Genomic DNA, 18,821 nt, shown 5'->3' on the forward strand with positions numbered 1-18,821 from the left:
GCTTTTTCAGGAGTTTCTATTTCCACTGTATTGCTCGGAATCCAGCGATTTTCTGACTGCAAAACTGTCAAATTTTGTTGTTTCAAAACCTCAGCAAGCTTTTCCAAATTAGCCACATTTGTAAAAACCTCTGCACCTTCAGTATCCTCATCAATTGATATCAAATCATAGGATTCTGCTTCGCCTTCTAGGGAAGCTTCAAACAATTGTTCCTCATCAATCGGGCCGCCTACGGTACAAACTCCTTTCTGGTCAAACATCCAGCCCACACAACCAGTTTCGCCCAAATTGCCGCCATTTTTACTAAAAGCTTCTCGCAAGTCAGCCGCCGTGCGGTTGCGGTTGTCTGTCAGGGCTTCAATCAGAATCGCCACCCCGCCAACGCCGTAACCTTCGTAGCGAATAGCTTCTAATTCCGAACTCCCCCCGACCAAACCAGAACCTTTGGCGATCGCCCTTTCTATGTTTTCATTAGGAATATCCGCCGCCTTGGCTTTTTCAATAGCTGTCCGCAGTTGAAAATTGCCGGCGGGATCGGGCACTCCGCTGCGGGCCGCGACAATAATTTCGCGAGATATTCTAGCAAAAATCTTGCCTTTAACAGCGTCAACTCTCGCTTTTTGGCGTTTAATATTCGCCCATTTACTGTGTCCAGCCATATCGATTATTGTTAGTCAGTAGTCATTAGTCAGCAGTCATTTTTCTAGTTAAACCGGATCGCAGTTTCAGCGTCCGTCAGGTGGGAAGTATCGCCATTAAGTGCGATCGACCATTGTACATCTTCCCGCACCACTTTCACCAAACAGCACAGAGAAGCGTTAATTTCCGTTTCAGCACCGCCCGCCAGCCCGATCGCAGTTCCCAAAACCGAAGCACCGTGACCTACCAATAACATATCCTCTGGAAACTCAGCAGCGAGGCGTTTAGCAGTTTCCCCCGCCCTTTTGAGACAAGCTTCCCCGGTTTCGGGATAACTAGCAATACCGCCTTTGTAAGCAGCATCAATCCTGGGAAAACGCCTGCACAAATCCTCGACAGATTCAGTTTCCGGCATTTCGGTCATCCATTCCGGATTCAGCCATTCGCAAAGTCCCCACTCTAATTTTATCGACAAATCAAGAGCTTCTGCCGCGTAATTTGCCGTTTGGACAGTTCGCAGAAAAGGGGAAGCAAAAATGTGAGAAATTCCTTCACCTTTGAGGCGATTGGCGAGTTGTTTTGCTTGAACGTGACCGTCTTCGGAAAGGTGGGGATCGTAGCGGTGTTCTGCGGTGAGAAACCAGTCAGGGTTTACGAAGTCGATGCGGTTTCCGTGTCGTGCGATCCAGACTGTTTGTGGCATGAGTTGGTTTTAGTTTGGCTTCTTGATGTAATATTATATCAAAGATGCTGATTTAGGATCTTTATGAAATTCGAGTGGGATGAAAACAAGGCTGCGGTAAATTTGTCCAAGCATGGGATCTCATTTGAGGAAGCCAGAACGGTTTTTGACGATCGCCTCTACGTCGATTTCTACGATCCGGATCACTCTGATGAAGAAGATCGCTATATTATTGTTGGAGAGTCCCAGCAAGGTAATTTATTGATAGTGTCGTATACAGAAAGAGCAGATTTTATTCGTTTGATTAGCGCCCGAAAAGTAACACGAGTGGAGCGAGAAGTTTATGAAGAAGGATGAAACAGGGATGGACGATGAGCTTCGGTCGGAATATGATTTGAGGAAGTTGCGTGTAAGAAGGGTAGGATCTGGACGAAAAACATTTGGTGGTGTAAATATTCATTTAGAACCGGATGTTGCAGAGATGTTTCCCGATTCTGAAGCAGTGAATGAAGCTCTGCGGTTTTTGATTAGAATTATGAAAGAAAACGTGGTATCTGAGAAATAAACTCGCGGGTCGATCCGTGGGGTCGCTTTAAAGTCTTTAACCAATTTTACCGCAACTATGGGTTATAGTGTCCACAACTATTTGATATCAAATCCGGTTGCATCGGAATGATTCAGATATATATTCTATCCCTCTGTGTACTCTGTGTTCTCTGCGGTTAAATCATTCCGATGCAACCGGAAACGATCTGACACTGCGCTAAAATTAAATCAGTCATTCTCTATTATCCAATGGCTCAATCTATAAAGCAACTCCACGCTTAAATTCAGGTCAAGCCCAGCGATACCGTTAAGGCGATCGTGCTTTCATGGCTGAATCTGTCCAACGCTAATCAAGCGCGACTTGGAACGCCTAATCGCAGAAATTGCCGAGGAAACGCAGGAATATCAGTGGGGAGAAATTGACACAGCAAACGAGTTTCAACCCCTGGGCGAAGAACAAACGATCGCCCAAAGTCTCGCAGCCTTGCAAGATTACCAGACAAACAAGACAGGCCCAAGAGCAATACGGTTCACTTAACATATTTATGCCCCGGAGATCCCCCTCGCATCCCCCTTAAGAAGGGGGACGCAAGAGGGGATTCTTGTTCCCCCCTTTTTAAGGGGTGTGCCAGGGAGATCGTCTTAAGTAAACCGTATTGGGCCGAAGAGGGCGATCGCCTCAATGGGCAGATAGTTTAGGCAGCGATCGTTTTGGCTACCTATGCCAAAATAGAGTTACAAAATAAAGTTAACCATTCATCATAACTTTTATGACCCTTACACTCACCTTACCCCCCAAACTCGAAGCACTGCTCCGCCAACGGGCTGAAAGTACAGGACAAGATATAACAAGTATTGCCTTAGCTGTTCTCGCGTTCGGACTTAGCTTTGATGAAAGCGATTTCTTCGAGGCATTGGAAGGGATTCAACACGGACTTGATGAGTTCGATCGGGGCCAATTTTCTAGTCTGGAAGAATTTATAGATCGACAAAACCAGAAATACGGACTTTCTTTGGAAGCATGATCGTCTATCGCATTGACTTTTCCAGTACAGCTCAATCTGAAGCTGATGCAGCGTTTCTGAACTTTTCCCAATTCACGGCTGGCGATCGCGCTCAAGCATGGTATCAGGGTCTGATTAAAGCGATTTCCTCACTCCAAGAAATGCCCCGTCGTTGTGTTTTAGCCCGTGAAAACGCATTCTTCAGCCAAGAGATTCGCCAGCTTCTATATGGAAGTGGTAAAACCACCTATCGCATACTATTCACTATTCTTGACGATCGACCCATACCAACGGTGAGGATTATCCACATTCGCAATGCACTCCAGCGTGCCATTGGCGAACCCCAAGAAGAGGCATAACTTTATGCTTAGCTTATCTAATTTTTGGGAAATAAGCGATCGCGAATTCCATTCGCCCGGTAACTTCTTCCAGTCCGCAGAGGCGGACATCGTTTATATAGCCGCGAATTCCCTTCGCCCGGCCACTTACATTCGGCCGGTAACTTATACCAATTTTAAAAAAGAATGCAACAGTATTCTTGTTCCCCCCCAAAGCATCGGGGGGGCTAGGGGGGGTCGAAGAGTGTTGCACGATTTTAGAAAAATGGTATTACATTCATCCTCTAACTCGCAGCATCTTATTTCCACCTTTTTGAAACTCATAAGGAGCCTCTTGAATTTCTACACGAAAACTTCTGTTTTTCAACTCGGAAACAATCTGGTTTAAATGCTCGGATTCCTCCCCGCTAAAACTTTGCAACAGCGGAAATACCCGCACTTCCTTCGCAACCCGACACATTTCTGTAATTGCTTGCAAATGAAATTCTTCCGAAAGCAAATGAGAATAAGCAAATAAGAAATGGCTGCACAAAGCTAAATCAAACTGACCGTCATTGAAAGGCAAAATCGGCAATTCAGCATTTATGTAGCGGCCTTGCTCCAAACCAGAGGGAAAATCTGCTAAAAATTCCTGCATCGCCTTCATCCGCACTTCACCTAGCTGGTACGGCGATTCAAAACTGTTCCACAAATAGCCGTCTACATTTGCCTTAACGCCGTCTATCACAGTTTGATATGTTTCTTGGATGCGATCGCCAATTTCCACCGCCGTAAACTGATACACTGGATCGCAAGAAATTACCTTTTTACCTTGGCGAGTCATTTCGGCATTAAAACTCGCCGGGCCGCCCGCACAATCCAGAATTGCTAGCTTGAGATCGGTTGATGTTAAGCTAAACATTCCTATGTATTCATCCAAGCAGCGTCCCCAGGGAATTACTTTATCCAATTTTAGTGACACTTGTGCTTTGTCCCGCAGAGAGAATTCTTTAATATAATACATCAACAAGACTTGCGCGGATCAGTTCAAAAACCCGGTTTCTTCATCAATGTATCGAGAAAGCAGCCACTATTTTCAAAGAAACCGGTTTTTGTAGGGGTAGTGCCCCCGTGCCTACCCCCTCCACTCTAGCAGGTTGATTTGTATCCTGAGTTGTGTATAAATAATTTTGGTCAAACAAGCTCCTAATTCTAACAACAGTTGGCTGGGTTTACACTTTCTTTACAAAAAACAATCTCGACAGCCGCACAATTTTATAATTCCACCTGTGGATTTTGTAACCAAGCGAAGCTACACTAGACAACAGGGAAAATAACCTAAAATCAACGGGCTAACTTGCTCTCATTCATTGGCAGGCTGCAACCAGGAAAAAAATATGAAACATACCGTTAAAATCGCTACAAATCTGAGTTTGTCAGCACTCCTGGTGCTCAGCAGTTCGCTGCCCAGTACAGCTCAGTTGCCTGCTATCAGAAATCCTGCACCCGTACCGCCGCCGCCGCCTCCGGGTTCGAGTTTGCCTCTAGGAAATTCGGGTGCGCTGACACAAGAAGCATCTTATAGTTTAGGTTCGGGCGATCGCATTGCTTTAGATATTTTCGGCGTTCCAGAATTCAGCAAAGAATATCAAGTGTTAGTTGACGGGACGCTCAATTTGCCAATCATTGGCAGCGTCTCAATTCAAGGATTGACCCTGCAACAAGCCGCTAACGTCATTACCAAGCGCTACGAACCCTTCATTAATGTTCCCGTTGTCACCGTGACTCTGATCCTCGCTCGCCCCCTAAATATAGGTATTGCAGGTGAAGTTACTCGCCCCGGTTCCTACAAAATTAATCCCGTCAGAGAAGGAACCGGAGGAGGAGTAAAATTTCCGACTTTGATGGAAATGCTGCAACTTGCACAAGGGGTGACATCAGCAGGAGATATGCGAAACGTCCAAATTCGCCGTCCGCGCAGAGGTGGCATCGAGCAAGTTATTACAGTTAATTTGCAGGATTTTTTAGATACGGGAAATTTGCGCCAAGATGTCACGATCCGAGATGGCGATACAATTTTTGTACCGACAGCAAGTTCCCTGAATACTCAAGAAGTCCGTCAAAGAGCAAGTGCTAATTTTTCCGCTGATATTACTAAACCAATTGGCGTGGTAATTGTTGGAGAAGTAAACAGGCCGGGGCCTTATACTGTATTTGCTTCGGATGTGCGATCGACCAACCAACAAACAGAGTTGAGTTTTGTATCTATCGACCAGCAGCAAGGAGCAGTTGTGGGCTTGCCAACAATCACTAGAGCACTCAAAATTGCCGGCGGTATCACTACAGAAGCCGATATCCGCCGCGTGCAAATCCGCCGCCAAGTCAGAGGCGGCAACGAACAAACTATCATGGTAAATCTGTGGGATTTGCTGCAAAAAGGCGACTCAACTCAAGATATTTTGCTGCAAGAAGGAGATAGCGTGATTATCCCCACAGCATCTACTGTAGACTTGACTGAAGTTTCCCAAATCGGAAGTACGAGTTTCTCTCCAAACGCGATTAGCATCAACGTTGTGGGGGAAGTAATCAGGCCTGGAGCTTTACTGGTGAAACCAAGTACATCCTTGCACCAAGCTTTGCTCACCGCAGGCAGTTTCAATCAATTGCGGGCGAAAAAAGACAAGGTGGAACTGCTGCGTTTGAACCCCAACGGTACTGTTACTCGCCGCACTATCGATGTGGATTTTGCTCAAGGGTTGAATCCTGACAATAACCCAGTTCTCCGCAACAATGATGTGATTCTCGTAGCGCGATCGGGCTATACCAGGGTAGCAGATAATATCAACAGTTTCTTGCAGCCCGTCGTCGGAGTTGCAACTGGTATCAACGCTGTTAGCGGAGTTTTTACTGGGTTTCAAACAACTATCAACGCTTTTCAAAACTTATTTTTGGGAGGAGATTTCGAGCGGCGAAATCAACTCAGACAGCTTCGCGAACAACGTCAAGACAGACAAGAGCAGCGTGAAGACAGACAGCTAGAGAGACAGATACAACGTGAAGACAGACTGCAGCAAGCTGAAGACAGACGCTTCCAACTTGAAGACAGACGCTTGCAACTTGAAGACAGACAGCGACAAATAAATGTTGAAAATCAGCAACTTCAAATTCAGCAGCAGCAACTTCAGCTTCAAAATCAACAGCAAATGCAGCCGCAGCAAATGCAGCCGCAGCAAATTCAGCCAATTAATCCTTAATATTTAGTCAGGTAAAATAACCGTTATACCAATTTCATAAAGTAGCGCTAGATACTACCCCCCCAACCCCCCCTTATTTCGGGGGGGAGTGGGGGGGGTAGTAGCACATCTTTAGAAAAATGGTATTACAGCGTATTCCATGTAAATGCAGTACGCAATCCCAGCCGAGTTTCTTTGCAGTTCGAGACCTGTAATATCGGGTTCGGCTAAATAGATACAATTCTTCTATGGGCGGGTAAACCTGCAAATAATTGCTAAAACTAACAATAAGCGTAAACCTGCCCTGTCGGATATTATGAGGAATATGATTTCCGATGGCATCGGAATAATATATATGGAATAGGCTGTAAGTCGGTAGCGGTTTCTACACAGGCTTTTTAGGAAAAGTATATTAAATCGTCAAAACGGCGCGCTGTTAAGGGATAATTTAAAATATTTAACAAAACTTTTCTGTATATATCTAAACCTTTAGCATTGAGGTGAACGCCATCAATTGTTAAATCTGCATTCAGAGATTTGTTGTTAAACAATGCTTGGATGCCGCTAGATTCGACAGGAATATTTTCATCGGAGGCTACTCGATCGATCAGAACATTGATTTCGTCAACTCTAGCAATTGTGCCTGCAAATTTAGGATTGTTGCTAGCGGCAAGAGTTGAGTAAAAAGCAGGAATTAGAATAATCTGTTTGCTGCCGGTCGATCGCACAATTGCGATCGCCTCTTTCAAATTGCTGACAAACTGCTCGTCGCCAATCCCGTACATAGCATCATTTGTGCCGATCGCCAAAATCGATTTTTCGCAGGTCAACCGCTACGGCACTACCAATTTTAGCTGTTCTAGCAGCGAAACAGAACTCGTGTCGCCGATCGCAAAATTAAAGTTTTTTTCTCCCAAAGAATCGCCCAGGGCCGAAGAAATAGAATCGCCCCAAACGCAACCTTCATATTGCTGCTCTTTAATTTGCTGTACCTGATTGTAAACCGAAACTTGCCACCAGAGTGCAGAACTAACAGTGTCCCCCGAAGGTTGCGGGTTAGCCAGAACCCGAAACGGGATGTACGCGGACAGCGACAAAGCCAAGAGGACGGAGATTAATTTAAATTTAAATTTCATACAAATTGCTTTAGCTTCCTGTTACTTTAGTTGATGCTATTGCTTTAACCAGCCATGAGGATTTATGCAAATTTAGCGAAATCGCGATCTTTGACATACTCACCGCACAGAAAAGGTCGGTGAGTATGTCAAAGGAAGGGCTCATGCAAATGTGCCGACACCTCACGCCGTTGAATACAAACACAACCAAAACTCAGCAGGAGACATTTACGTGCAAGCTGAGAAAACAGTTAGGCCAAATTCATAAAATAGCGCTACATATCTACCCCCCCCCAACCCCCCCTTATAAAGGGGGGGAGTCAAATTTTCGGTAGCAGCATAACTTTATGAAATTGGTATAGCAATCCGTGCGCGATCGCAGATAAATTTGTAGGTGTAGTGGATGGTGCGGGCCTACCCCTATCTATCGAGCTCTTCAAGGGGGGAAGAGCCCTATCATAATTATGCAAATGATTTAGGATTGCTATACCCTAGAAATTATGTCCCTCAAACAAATATCCTTGAATGCAGATCGACTAAGCGATTTTCAGCAGTGGAAAAAAGCCAACGGCGATGATTTTTCGCTTTGGGATTATCTTTTTGGAGCTGCTAACATTGAAATTGCCATAGCTTTCACAAAACTATTCTGGCCAGATTTTGTCGAACATGAAGGCGGCATCTTTTTGTCCGAAGCCTTTAACAGTCAAAGCTACGAACAGTGGAAAATCGAACTGGGGAATGATGTCGCTGCAATTGAGCAGGTGATGAACCACCAGCACGTTGATGACATTCTCCCCGGTGCCCAAAACGCTAGCAGTGACAATTTATTGTATTTGGGACAAGCATTAGCTCAGATGTGGGAAAGTCGCCTAAAATCGCTTTATCCTCAGCGGCGTTTTCAAGTTAAATGCGATCGCGACGAAGACACGGTTGTAGTGACATTTTTTCAGGATAATTAATTAACCTTTCGCCGCCAAAAGCTCAGGTTGCAAAACCTGATTTAATTTGCCGCTGCGAAACCCCTCCAAATCCAAAGTCGCGTACACAAAACCAAACTCCTGAAACACCGCCACCAATGCAGGCAAATCCGCATTTACCACAAACTGCTGAATCTGCTCCGGCGGCAGTTCAATTCGCGCTGTATCTCCATCAGATCGCACGCGCAGATTTTTCAGCCCCAACTGCCGCAAATACCGTTCGGCGCGCCCCACTCTTTGCAACTTGGCAACAGTAATTTCTTCGCCGTAAGGAAAGCGCGAACTCAAACAAGGTTGAGCCGGTTTGTCCCACCAAGGCAAACCCAATTCTTTTGCTAACTGCCGCACTTCAAATTTAGTCATGCCGACTTCTGCTAAGGGCGATCGCGCGCCGCGTTCCTTCGCAGCCACAATTCCGGGACGGTAATCCTTTAAATCGTCTGCATTCACCCCGTCTACCACGTAAGGATAACCCTTTTCTAGTGCTAGCGGTTTCAAAGTATCGTGCAGTTCGCTTTTGCAGAAATAGCAGCGATTAACCGGATTAGAAGTGTAATTGGGATTGGCCATTTCCTGAGTTTCTACTTCCTGGTGGACAATGCCAATTTCTGCGGCTTGAATGCGCGCATCTTCTAAATCCTCTGGCAGTAGAGACGGGGAAACGGCAGTCACGGCCAAAGCGCGATCGCCCAAAACGTCCCAAGCGATTTTTGCCACCAAAGTGCTGTCAATGCCGCCAGAGTAGGCAATCAGCGCCCGTTCCATCTGCACAAACATATCTTTTAATTGTTCGAGTTTTTGGGCTAACATAATTTCAACTTTTTGTTACATTACAAACACAGGATTAATATCAAGTTTGGTCGCTTCCCCCGGCAGGTGGTAGGGGCGGGTTCCTCAAAAATATCTGCCAACAATCTCCAATCTTAAAAACCCGCCCTGCTTTTAATCTCTGTCGATCGACCGGACTTGATACAATAAACCAGACTAAAGAAAGAAAGAGCGAGAAAACCGATCGCGATCTGTTACCTTCTGCCCGCTTCTTGACATCAGTTACATCTGCTGTCTAACTTCCTTTTCGTGCTATTCTGGATCGATACCGAGGGCTGCCAATCTCGCCAAAAGTTCTTGATTTCGCTGTCTTTCTTGTTCCAGCAGCGTCTGGGCTAACTCTTTATCTTGCTGTTGGCGATCGGCCCGCTGGCGTTCGTTTTCGGCTCGCTGACTTTCGTTTTCCGCCCGCTGGCGTTCGTTTTCGGCCCGTTCTTCCGGCCACAAAAGTAACTCTCCTCCCGCATTCCACCAGCGCAGCCAAGAGCCCGTTCTACCTTCGCGAGTTCCCTCCCAAACTCCCAAAAATAGATCTAATCCAGGTATTAAATAACGCCCGTTTTCATCGGGGTTTTGATTGTTGTAACGCTCGGATTCTAGCGCATAAACTTCTATTCTGCCCGTATGCGGTCGAAAAATCACATAGCGAGGGACTTTGATTACTTGTTCGTAAAAAAACCATTTGCCGATTTCTTCCGTGTGTTCGACAGAATATTCATCGCCGTAAGTAGCTGACAGAAATTCCATCACTACAAAGGGAACTGTTCCTTCGGTATGAGGCGTGTAACTGCGGCGCGGATAGCTGTGGGGCCAAGGTTGCACGGGCCGCACGTACATCCAGTCTGGGGCTTTGCAAATAGTGCGATCGTCCACAGCCGCACACAAAGCAAAATTAGCAACTATTAGTGCGTCTTGGATTAGTTCCGGGGAATCCACTACAGACTGGCGCAAACCGTGAGCTAGCAAGGGATGGTCTGTATCGTCTACAGGGTCATCTGGTAGGATAAAATCATCGGGCAGCACCGGCCAAGTAATCTTTAGCTGCGATATCGGTTTTTGAATTACAGCAGTCATAAGTCACCTCATTTTACCAATAAAAATTTGAGTTTTAGTGGAAATTGCCGATCGACAACCTTCTCTATATCTTAGCGCGCTAATTCGAGCGCAAAATAGGTTTGTAGCGATCGCTAAACTCCTCGCTGCAAACCATTGCCCCAGGCGGTGTCCAATGCAGGTTTTAAAATTCCCGGCGGGAAAATATGGCGATCGCAACTGACAGCAGCAGCAGCACATAAAGCAAACCGTAGCCAGCATCTGTAATCAAACCCGGCAAATAAGGCACTTGTCCGTAAACAGCATCATTTTTCAAATTGAATCGGGCTAAATCCGGCAAAACCAGATAAAGTCCCATCATCAATTGTTCAATACCAGGATTTTTTGTTAACTTACCCACAGCCACCAAATCCCGCGTCGAATGTCCCATCAAATAAACGCCAAATGTCAGTAAACTTGCCAGCAGCGAACTGCTAAACACCCCAAATAAAATCCCGACACCAGCCACGAGACACAGCTCAAACCAGACAAACAGCGAAGCAATTAAAATGCTTTCCAAAGGGTAAGGAATCCGGCTCAAACTCAGAATCAGCAGATAGATAACAGTCATTGCTGCTACCAGCACCGCCAGCACCGCCGACAGCCCCAAGTGCTTGCCCACAATTAACTCAGCCCGACTTATGGGCTTAGCAACTAACAGGTAAACAGTCCGCTTTTCAATTTCTTTGTTTACCAGTCCGGTAGACACCAAGACTGTGACAATTAAACCGAGTATGCTGATACCAGCCAAACCGATATCTAAGATTATTTTCTTCTCGGTTGTCGCGGCCAATTCGGGTATCAAGCGTACCGCTGCTCCCATAAACAGAGCAAAAATAATAATTAAGTAAAGGATGCGATCGCGAATTACTTCCCAAAATACATTAATCGCGACTGTCAAAATTCTTCTCAAACTCATCTAGTTATTAACCCGCTGGAAACTTTCGTCATATTTTAGTTTAAGGAAGAAGTCATTAGTCATCAGTCATTAGTCATTAGTCATTAGTCATTTGTTATTTGTTATTTGTTATTTGTTATTTGTTATTTGTTATTGGTAACAACTGACAACTGACAACTGACAACTGGCAACTGACAACTGGCAACTGACAACTAAGAGGGCGGGCACGGGGGCACCGCCCCTACCAACTGACAACTGACAACTGACAACTGGCAACTGCTTTCCGTCCAACGTCATCAGGAAGAAGGCTTGGGAGCATCTCATTTTTGTAAAAAGCATCTTTTTAATTATAGTGCGAGTTCTTAAGCTCGCACTATAATTAAACGCAAAACACCAGATGCTCCCGAAGCGAAGCTTCGGCTTGCGGGCAAATCTCCCCATCTCCCAACCGCCAGAGACTGGCTCAAACTTGAGCGTCTCCGGCAGTTCCATCTTTTTTCAGTCCGGGTTTTGAGCGTTTGATAGCGTCGCAGGTTACAGTCGCCCGATTGGCTGTATCGAACACCTCGCAAGACTTGGTAAACGAATATATTTCCGGTCGAAAAACCAGCCCCAGCCAAGTTGCCTGCATCTCTAACTGATAGCGGGACTGTCCTTGAACGATCGAAGTTTTGACATCCCAGCTACCATCTTCTGGGACCGATCCAATTGTGCTCAACGCTTGATTTTTCAGAAAAAAGCGCTCGTTGTCAATATCTATCAACATTTGCTCTACCTGCGGCCACGGTTTGGTGCGAGCTTCATTTTTTAGGTATCGCTCCATTGCATTGAGGATGACAACTCCTCGGGATGGATTGATAGTTGGCTGTTGAAATGTCACCACATAATCGCTTTGCCTCAAATCCTGCGATAAAATACTCGGATATTGTTGTATCCAACCTTGAATTAAAAAGTGAAATGCAAACCAACAGGAAAAGGTAACATGAATTAGAGTAATCATCAAAAATTCAGGGCGCATCAACTCCCGGATACTTTCCCGTTTTGAATCGCTCTTCCAAACCCTGATTGTAGCAAGAATTACTACTGCTATAATTGGGCCAACTATCCATGCTATTTCCTTCTTGTCCGACGGCAATCTGATCAGCAACCACAGACCAATTATGATGCTTGTCACCCACGGACTCAGACTTACTCCTTTAACTATAAAAGGTTTCTGGCTGGTCAGCAAACCCATTGAAAGTGCAAACAACAACCAGCTCATATCAAACATCAGAGTTCTCGTCCGCAAGTCAGTGACTGCCGCCACTGCCAGCAAACCTAAAAAGATGCTGAGCAGTAAAGGAGTCTTCCAGTGGACAACTCTAGGCGGCATCATTGCCTTTTGGACTTTTTTATTCGTTTCCCAAAGGTTGTTACTCAGCTTACTTAGTTGCTGAGTGACATCCAAAAATTGCTTCATCATAGATTTCAATTATTGACGCTTTGCAAAAATAACACTGTTAAAATAACGAAATTGCTAACAGTGTGGGCTATTAAAACTGCCCCAAACTGGGTAGTTACTTGAAAAGTCTTTTTGATCGGACGGCGGGTGAGGGTGGGCGGCCCTAAAAACTGAGGTTTTGAAGCTTTTTTGTTACCTAAAACCCAATTTTCTATGATTGCTAAACCCTGCCATTTGACTAGAAAAGTTATTGCCAATAACAAAACTGCGATCGTAGTTATGGTGGGGTAAATATTCGGGTTTCCGCCTAATAAAATATAACCGATTAGCTGTTCTCGCAAATCTTTAGGGAGAACGCTCTCAATGCCGAAGAAGACTAACCAACCTACGCAAGTGCAACCGAGATTGAGGATGGCTGTATATTCAACGCTGGTTTTGGGGCCGAGTTTCAGTAGTTTTTGGAGAAACCACGATTCGATCGCGATCGCCAAAAACACAATTAAAACTTGCACCAAAACAGTCCGAAATGGGAAAACATTTGCAATCATAAGCCTTCAGGTATATCAGCCCGTGTTAGATTTTAATTGTACAGCACCAGCGGAATAATCAAGAGCCGCAGGTCTTAGCGCCCAATCGTCCTCGATCGCCCTTGGGAAAATCAGTTGGTTTACGACTTATCCTATAATCTTTTGAGATCCGCCTGCACAATGGAAACATTAAACATTCAAGGCGCGCGATCGAATACCCACCCCGAGACAGACTCAAATAACTGCTGATTATGGTAAGGAATGGCATTGGTATTCGGACAGCCTCATCCCGCTCGGAACGGGCAGCGGGTCAGATTCACGTCTACGACGGCGCTGGTAAAGGCAAGTCCCAGGCAGCGTTGGGAGTAGTGTTGCGCTCGATCGGGCTGGGTATCAATTCCGACTCGCCTACCCGAATCTTGTTGCTGCGCTTTCTCAAAGGCCCCGGCCGCTCCTACGACGAAGACGGGGCAATAGAAGCTCTGCAACGGGCATTTCCGCACCTGATCGACCAAGTACGCACCGGCAGAGCCGAATATTTTGGGGCCGAAGCAATCACCCGGTTCGATCGCGCCGAAGCTCAGCGGGGCTGGGACATCGCCAAAGGAGCGATCGCCAGCGAACTCTATTCCGTCGTGGTTCTAGACGAACTAAACCCCGTACTGGACTTAGGTTTGCTGCCAACTGACGAAATAGTCCAAACCCTCAAAAACAAACCCGAATATTTAGAAGTAATCGCCACAGGGCGAGCGGCCCCCGAAGCTTTGCTGGATATTGCCGACTTGCACTCAGAAATGAAACCCCACGATCGCCCCGCAGGAGCCGAGTACAATATTTCGGGTATCGAAATATACACCGGAGCCGGCAAAGGCAAGTCTACGAGCGCCTTGGGGAAAGCGTTGCAGGCGATCGGCAGAGGTATCAGCCAAGACCAATCTCACCGGGTGTTAATCCTGCAGTGGCTCAAAGGCGGCACCGGATATACAGAAGATGCGGCAATTGCAGCACTGCGGCAAAGTTACCCGCAGCTAGTCGATCACCAACGGTGCGGTCGAGATGCTATAGTTTGGCGGGGACAACAGCAAGAGCTAGACTGCATAGAAGCAGAACGCGGCTGGGAAATCGCCAAAACGGCGATCGCCAGCGGCTGGTACAAAACGATCGTACTCGACGAACTCAATCCCACAGTAGACTTAGAACTGCTGCCGGTAGAGCCGATCGTCGAAGCCCTGCTGCGGAAGCCCCGCGATACAGAAATCATTATCACGGGGCGCTGTCACAAACCCCACGCTTACTTTGATTTAGCAAGCGTACACTCCGAGGTATACTGTCACAAACACTACGGCGATCGGGGCGTAGAACTCAAGCGGGGTGTAGACTTCTAGACCCCAAAGCGGTACTCCAAACGATAAGATTGCTCTGGAAAACCAGGGTTTTGACTTTTGTCCTGCCCGGAGTGCCGACCCTCCCCATCCACAATATGGTAGGTGTTTGGCGAGAAACCGGGGCAGCCACTATTTGCCGCCCCTACAATAGAATGAAACAGCCCTGCTGAGCGGTTGGCGAATTCGACCCGTACCATAATTATTTAAAGACGGCCCTGCCTCAGAAACCGGAAATTGCCACAAAGTCTTGTTATCAATTAACCAATCTCCCAATTTTTCCTTGTCTTCGAGATCGCCCGGATCTACCTTTAATTAATCTTTTGATTAATCTTTAATTTCCTCCCCCAGACGCGATCCCAGACCGCCAATCCAGAACGGAACATTAATAATAAGAGCCGCGTCATAAGAGAGCGTGAGCACCTGAGACATTGCACAAGGATTATTAAAGGGTGAAGACATTGAAAATAAAAGCTTACAACCAAAAAATCGGCGAGGGAGAAAGTCTAGACAGAGTTAACGCCACCAGGCTAGACTTGCGGCTGGCAAACAGGTTAAACTACAGCGGCATCCAAACATTCGGTGTTCGAGGCAGTGTCTGCAGTCGCGAAAGCGATGACCAACAAGTAGAGGAGTGAAGCTGTATGACAACTTTAAGTGACGATCCTAATCAATTAGATTTAAACCTTCCGGGACTGGGCCCGGATACAATATTCGCCGGAGCCGGGGCGGATGTAATAAGAACTTCCACCCTGGGCGGCAGTTTAATATTTGGCCAAGGCGATAACGATACCCTGACTTCCGTCGGCCCGAACGACACTCTATACGGCGGCGAAGACGAAGATTCCATCAGATCCCAGCGCACTCCCGCCTTGCTGTTTGGCGACGGAGGCAACGACACCATAGTCGCTGAAGCCCGCGCTACGCTGTACGGCGGTGCGGGAGAAGACTTCCTGCAAGGTACTGTCGAAGCGAACCTCATGTTTGGTAATGAGGACGCGGATACGATGCTGGGAGGAGCGCAGAGAAGAGACTCGCTCTACGGCGGCAAGGGCAATGACGCGATCGGCTTCTTCATCGCAGGGGGCGGCAACAACCTCTCTTTACCGGGTGGCTTGGCTATTGGCTTCGCTGGCAATGAAGGCAGCAACTACTTGCGGGGCGACTTGGGCGACGACTTGGTTGTAGGTATCAATCAGAGAGACAGTCTCTTCGGCGGTAAAAATAACGACACCCTGACAGGTGTCGCCAGCAGCAGCTACCTGTCCGGCGATCTAGACGACGATATCTTAGTCATTACTAACTCTACCCAGTCGAGCCCGTTTTCTTCGAGCGTCATCACGATCGGCATTGAGAGAACGACTTTGCTCGGCGGTGGGGGCAACGATTCCCTCTACGGCGCGATCGGCGACTTTGGCAGCGGCAGAAACTTCTTTGACGGCGGCGACGGCAACGACACGATCGACGTTTTTGCCACGCAGGATACCGCCCTCGGAGGTGCAGGCGACGACTTCATCCAGTCGCGGAGCGTGCCGAATGTACTTTCGAGTGTAGGCGCGCTGAGTACATTTCCAGGCTTCGCGGGTCGGAACTTGCTCGACGGCGGATCGGGCAACGACACGATCGTGGCAGCTTTTGCGACTGATACAATGGTCGGCGGCGAAGGCAATGACAGCTTGAGCGGTACCTTTACTCAAGCCAGCGGTGGAGATGGCAACGATACGATCGATGCTACCAAAGCCGTTTTTGCTGGTACTGGTACTGCTTTGGTTACTCTCGACGGCGGGCTGGGCAATGATGTGTTAAGGGGCTACACCAGTCCTCTTGTCAGCAGCTTCACCGTCACCAACCTCATGAACGGCGGTGAAGGCAATGACGCGATCGTGTTTGGCACCACGCGCGATCGATTAATTGGCTCGTTTGGCGGTAACGACACCATCTCCTACGCTAGCACTGTCAACTTTAGCGGTATCACAACCACAAACGTGATTACCGATAACTTAGGCAGCAACTTCATCACCGGCGGCAACGGCACTGATGTGATTACTACCGGTGCCGGGGACGACATACTGTTCGGCGGCCCGCCCAGTCTTCCTTTTACCCCAGGAATTGACGGGAACGATACCTTAGATGCTGGCGCTGGAAACGACACGATGTTGGGCGGCTTTGGGAACGATATGCTGTTCGGAGGAGACGGCAACGACTCTCTCGGCGGCGGGCCCGGTGCAGACACCCTGATTGGTGGCAACGGCAATGACAGCTTCTACTACGAAAACTTCGGCGAGGGCGTCACTCTCGGTACGCCACTGGGTACCAACCCAGACCAGATCGGTGATTTTGTGGTCGGCCAAGACAAGATAGTCTTGAATAGCAGTGCCTTCGGCTTTGGTGAAGTGGGTGGGCCGAGCCGACCCCGTTTCGAGCAGTTCTTAGCGCTTGAGGACACACCATACGATGGTAATGGCGGTCTAAATGGGGCACAACCACTCCTGATCTATGAAAATCGACTGAACGCAAACGACAACACGGGTCGCTTGTTGTACGACCCTGACGGTTCAGGACCGCAGGCAGCCGTTACACTGGCCAACCTCAACGGCAGACCAGGATTGACGACGACGGATATTGTGCTGATTTAATTTAGGTGGCAGCGGGTAAGACGGGTTTGAAAACAGCCGTCGCCCGCGCCAACTCTAAAAACTAATCGTGCGATGTTTCGAGCTAGGGATTGATATCCCTAGCTTTTTTATTGGCCTGGGGAATTGGGAATTGGGGATTGGGGATTGGGGATTGGGAATTGGGAATTGGGGATTGGGCATTGGAAGAAAGGGGGCAGTTAGCCGATGAGTTTTGCCACAGATCGATAATTTGGATAAACCAGCCCCCAGCCAACGAATAATACCAAATCCGGGGAAGAAAACCCCTTGATGATTCGGCGGTTGAAACCGCGTCTACACAAACAAAGTCGGCCTGCGCCGACTGGTTCATCTAGGGTATCCAAAACCCGGATTTGGTATCATAAAAATTAATCGTCGCCTTGCAATCGTTAAATTCAATTAATTCTGAATTTTCGGGTGTGCGGGGGCGGGTCGATGAGATAATGGGTTTTTGGCAATTGTGGTTAGCAAAACCCGCTCATATAGCCTTTCTCACAAAGATGAGGTGCTAGGAGTGAACATAGGGCATCGGGCATAGGGCATCGGCCAAACAGGGCATCGGGAATCGGGCATACCTCACCTTTGTGAGAACCGCTATACACAATAAAAAAATCCCGCAAACATATCGTTTGCGGGATGCAGTAGGCAGGAAAATATTAGCAAATACTTTGACTAAGCTTTGTCTACAATCTCTTTTGCTTTATCTTTGAGGTCTTCTTTCATGTGCATGGCCGATGCTTGGTCCTGCTTGGCTTGACCTTCTAATTTATCTTTTTGATCGCCTGTAACTTCGCTAACAGCTTCTTGGATTTTGCCTTCAATATTCTTAGCTGTTGCTTCTACTCTGTTGTCAATACTCATTATGTTTTTTTAAACTCTACAACTACTAAGATAGGATTTTAAAGTTGAGTCTGAATCCGTCTTTAGATAGATTTGTGCTGAACTTGATTTCTTGATGGTTAGATTGGAACTTCCACAAGTTTATTGCGGGAGGAAAAACCGGATTTAATCGCGATCGCAGATTTCGGCACTTTAAACTTTTTTGCCAACAGCACAATTAATTCTTGATTGGCTTTTCCATCGACGGGCGGCGATTTGAGATGTACTTTCAGGCTGCCGTCGGGTTGGTGTTCGATGCTTTGCTGTTTGGAATTTGGTTTAACTTTGACCGTGAAAGTTTTCATGTAACTAATAACTAATATCAATTCCGGTTGCACTCCTCATGACTGTTGACTGTTGACTGTTGACTGTTGACTGTTGATTGTTGATGTTGACTGTTGACTGTTGACTGTTGACTGTTGACTGTTGATTGTTGATTGTTGACTGTTGATTGTTGACTGTTGACTGTTGACTGTTGATTGTTGACTGTTAAGAGGGCGGGCACTCTTGGCACCGCCCCTACTGACTGTTGACTGTTGATTGTTGACTGTTGACTGTTAAGAGGGCGGGCACTCTTGGCACCGCCCCTACTGACTGTTGACTGTTG

At 47.0% G+C, this 18,821-nt stretch carries 24 protein-coding genes and 1 pseudogene; 12 read left to right on the forward strand and 13 right to left on the reverse strand.

Going from position 1 to position 18,821, the window contains the following annotated elements:
• Window positions 1–659, reverse strand: a 659-nt coding sequence (locus WBA89_RS01635; protein WP_424403455.1) for a YebC/PmpR family DNA-binding transcriptional regulator, incomplete at its 3' end; no start/stop codon positions are given.
• Between the two features lie 44 nt (window positions 660–703).
• Complete coding sequence (locus WBA89_RS01640) at window positions 704–1,342, reverse strand: histidine phosphatase family protein (RefSeq protein ID WP_424403457.1); 639 nt, start codon at window positions 1,340–1,342, stop codon at window positions 704–706.
• 63 nt (window positions 1,343–1,405) lie between these two features.
• Here WBA89_RS01640 and WBA89_RS01645 point away from each other — a divergent pair, with 63 nt between their 5' ends.
• The 5 genes from WBA89_RS01645 (at window position 1,406) to WBA89_RS01665 (ending at window position 3,230) form a co-directional block, all read left to right on the forward strand.
• The gene (locus WBA89_RS01645) at window positions 1,406–1,678 is read left to right on the forward strand and encodes a BrnT family toxin (RefSeq protein ID WP_333378046.1); all 273 of its coding nucleotides are present in this window, start codon (window positions 1,406–1,408) and stop codon (window positions 1,676–1,678) included.
• Window positions 1,665–1,886, forward strand: coding sequence for a hypothetical protein (locus WBA89_RS01650; RefSeq protein WP_424403460.1), 222 nt, complete (start codon window positions 1,665–1,667; stop codon window positions 1,884–1,886). The genes WBA89_RS01645 and WBA89_RS01650 overlap by 14 nt, the downstream gene beginning before the upstream one ends.
• 342 nt (window positions 1,887–2,228) lie before the next feature.
• Window positions 2,229–2,405 carry a hypothetical protein gene (locus WBA89_RS01655; protein WP_424403462.1) on the forward strand — a complete coding sequence of 59 codons (177 nt, stop codon included), beginning with the start codon at window positions 2,229–2,231 and terminating at the stop codon, window positions 2,403–2,405.
• A 232-nt stretch (window positions 2,406–2,637) separates the two neighbouring features.
• Window positions 2,638–2,892: a hypothetical protein gene (locus WBA89_RS01660; protein WP_194067085.1), complete on the forward strand. Its 255-nt coding sequence runs from the start codon at window positions 2,638–2,640 to the stop codon at window positions 2,890–2,892.
• Complete coding sequence (locus tag WBA89_RS01665) at window positions 2,889–3,230, forward strand: type II toxin-antitoxin system RelE/ParE family toxin (RefSeq protein WP_424403464.1); 342 nt, start codon at window positions 2,889–2,891, stop codon at window positions 3,228–3,230. Before WBA89_RS01660 ends, WBA89_RS01665 begins: the two co-directional genes overlap by 4 nt.
• A gap of 256 nt (window positions 3,231–3,486) precedes the next feature.
• Here the strand turns inward: WBA89_RS01665 and WBA89_RS01670 are convergent, their stop codons facing one another.
• A complete protein-coding gene (locus WBA89_RS01670; RefSeq protein ID WP_424403498.1) occupies window positions 3,487–4,170 on the reverse strand; it encodes a class I SAM-dependent methyltransferase in 684 nt (227 codons plus the stop codon).
• Between the two features lie 415 nt (window positions 4,171–4,585).
• On the opposite strand from WBA89_RS01670, the gene WBA89_RS01675 reads away from it, so the two are divergent.
• Complete coding sequence (locus WBA89_RS01675) at window positions 4,586–6,442, forward strand: polysaccharide biosynthesis/export family protein (protein ID WP_424403466.1); 1,857 nt, start codon at window positions 4,586–4,588, stop codon at window positions 6,440–6,442.
• Between the two features lie 377 nt (window positions 6,443–6,819).
• Here the strand turns inward: WBA89_RS01675 and WBA89_RS01680 are convergent, their stop codons facing one another.
• Together WBA89_RS01680 and WBA89_RS01685 are read right to left on the reverse strand one after the other, a co-directional pair.
• The gene (locus WBA89_RS01680; RefSeq protein WP_424403468.1) at window positions 6,820–7,251 is read right to left on the reverse strand and encodes an SGNH/GDSL hydrolase family protein; all 432 of its coding nucleotides are present in this window, start codon (window positions 7,249–7,251) and stop codon (window positions 6,820–6,822) included.
• A 3-nt stretch (window positions 7,252–7,254) separates the two neighbouring features.
• Window positions 7,255–7,557, reverse strand: coding sequence for a hypothetical protein (locus WBA89_RS01685; protein WP_424403470.1), 303 nt, complete (start codon window positions 7,555–7,557; stop codon window positions 7,255–7,257).
• Window positions 7,558–7,699: 142 nt separating this feature from the next.
• On the opposite strand from WBA89_RS01685, the pseudogene WBA89_RS01690 reads away from it, so the two are divergent.
• Both WBA89_RS01690 and WBA89_RS01695 read left to right on the forward strand, forming a co-directional pair.
• A pseudogene (locus WBA89_RS01690) lies at window positions 7,700–7,804 on the forward strand (hypothetical protein); the annotation flags it as partial.
• Between the two features lie 232 nt (window positions 7,805–8,036).
• Window positions 8,037–8,495, forward strand: a complete 459-nt coding sequence (locus tag WBA89_RS01695) for a hypothetical protein (protein WP_424403472.1) — start codon at window positions 8,037–8,039, stop codon at window positions 8,493–8,495.
• Here the strand turns inward: WBA89_RS01695 and larE are convergent, their stop codons facing one another.
• The 5 genes from larE to fraC all read right to left on the reverse strand — a co-directional run bounded on the left by larE (window position 8,496) and on the right by fraC (window position 13,320).
• A complete protein-coding gene (gene larE / locus WBA89_RS01700; protein ID WP_424403474.1) occupies window positions 8,496–9,323 on the reverse strand; it encodes an ATP-dependent sacrificial sulfur transferase LarE in 828 nt (275 codons plus the stop codon). It abuts the gene before it with no gap.
• 270 nt (window positions 9,324–9,593) lie between these two features.
• On the reverse strand, window positions 9,594–10,415 hold the full coding sequence (locus WBA89_RS01705) for a Uma2 family endonuclease (RefSeq protein ID WP_424403476.1): 822 nt from the start codon (window positions 10,413–10,415) through the stop codon (window positions 9,594–9,596).
• 163 nt (window positions 10,416–10,578) lie between these two features.
• Window positions 10,579–11,352: an ABC transporter permease gene (locus WBA89_RS01710; RefSeq protein WP_424403478.1), complete on the reverse strand. Its 774-nt coding sequence runs from the start codon at window positions 11,350–11,352 to the stop codon at window positions 10,579–10,581.
• Between the two features lie 442 nt (window positions 11,353–11,794).
• Window positions 11,795–12,793 (reverse strand): DUF5357 family protein, encoded by a 999-nt coding sequence (locus WBA89_RS01715; RefSeq protein WP_424403480.1) that lies wholly within the window; start codon window positions 12,791–12,793, stop codon window positions 11,795–11,797.
• Window positions 12,794–12,798: 5 nt separating this feature from the next.
• Window positions 12,799–13,320 (reverse strand): filament integrity protein FraC, encoded by a 522-nt coding sequence (gene fraC, locus WBA89_RS01720; RefSeq protein ID WP_424403482.1) that lies wholly within the window; start codon window positions 13,318–13,320, stop codon window positions 12,799–12,801.
• 230 nt (window positions 13,321–13,550) lie between these two features.
• Between fraC and WBA89_RS01725 the strand changes: the two genes are divergently transcribed.
• The 4 genes from WBA89_RS01725 (at window position 13,551) to WBA89_RS01740 (ending at window position 17,577) form a co-directional block, all read left to right on the forward strand.
• Entirely contained in the window at window positions 13,551–14,684 is a 1,134-nt protein-coding gene (locus tag WBA89_RS01725) for a cob(I)yrinic acid a,c-diamide adenosyltransferase (protein WP_424403484.1), read from the forward strand.
• Between the two features lie 449 nt (window positions 14,685–15,133).
• Window positions 15,134–15,319: a hypothetical protein gene (locus WBA89_RS01730; RefSeq protein WP_424403486.1), complete on the forward strand. Its 186-nt coding sequence runs from the start codon at window positions 15,134–15,136 to the stop codon at window positions 15,317–15,319.
• 6 nt (window positions 15,320–15,325) lie between these two features.
• A complete protein-coding gene (locus WBA89_RS01735) occupies window positions 15,326–17,317 on the forward strand; it encodes a calcium-binding protein (RefSeq protein WP_424403488.1) in 1,992 nt (663 codons plus the stop codon).
• Between the two features lie 89 nt (window positions 17,318–17,406).
• A complete protein-coding gene (locus WBA89_RS01740) occupies window positions 17,407–17,577 on the forward strand; it encodes a hypothetical protein (protein WP_424403490.1) in 171 nt (56 codons plus the stop codon).
• A 430-nt stretch (window positions 17,578–18,007) separates the two neighbouring features.
• Here WBA89_RS01740 and WBA89_RS01745 read toward each other — a convergent pair whose 3' ends face one another.
• The 3 genes from WBA89_RS01745 to WBA89_RS01755 form a co-directional block, all read right to left on the reverse strand.
• On the reverse strand, window positions 18,008–18,196 hold the full coding sequence (locus tag WBA89_RS01745) for a CsbD family protein (protein WP_424403492.1): 189 nt from the start codon (window positions 18,194–18,196) through the stop codon (window positions 18,008–18,010).
• A 98-nt stretch (window positions 18,197–18,294) separates the two neighbouring features.
• The gene (locus WBA89_RS01750) at window positions 18,295–18,519 is read right to left on the reverse strand and encodes a DUF167 domain-containing protein (RefSeq protein ID WP_424403494.1); all 225 of its coding nucleotides are present in this window, start codon (window positions 18,517–18,519) and stop codon (window positions 18,295–18,297) included.
• 17 nt (window positions 18,520–18,536) lie between these two features.
• Window positions 18,537–18,821, reverse strand: a 285-nt coding sequence (locus tag WBA89_RS01755) for a hypothetical protein (protein ID WP_424403496.1), incomplete at its 5' end; no start/stop codon positions are given.

This window comes from Microcoleus sp., assembly GCF_049646505.1.
In the GTDB taxonomy this organism is placed as follows: Bacteria; Cyanobacteriota; Cyanobacteriia; order Cyanobacteriales; family Microcoleaceae; genus Microcoleus.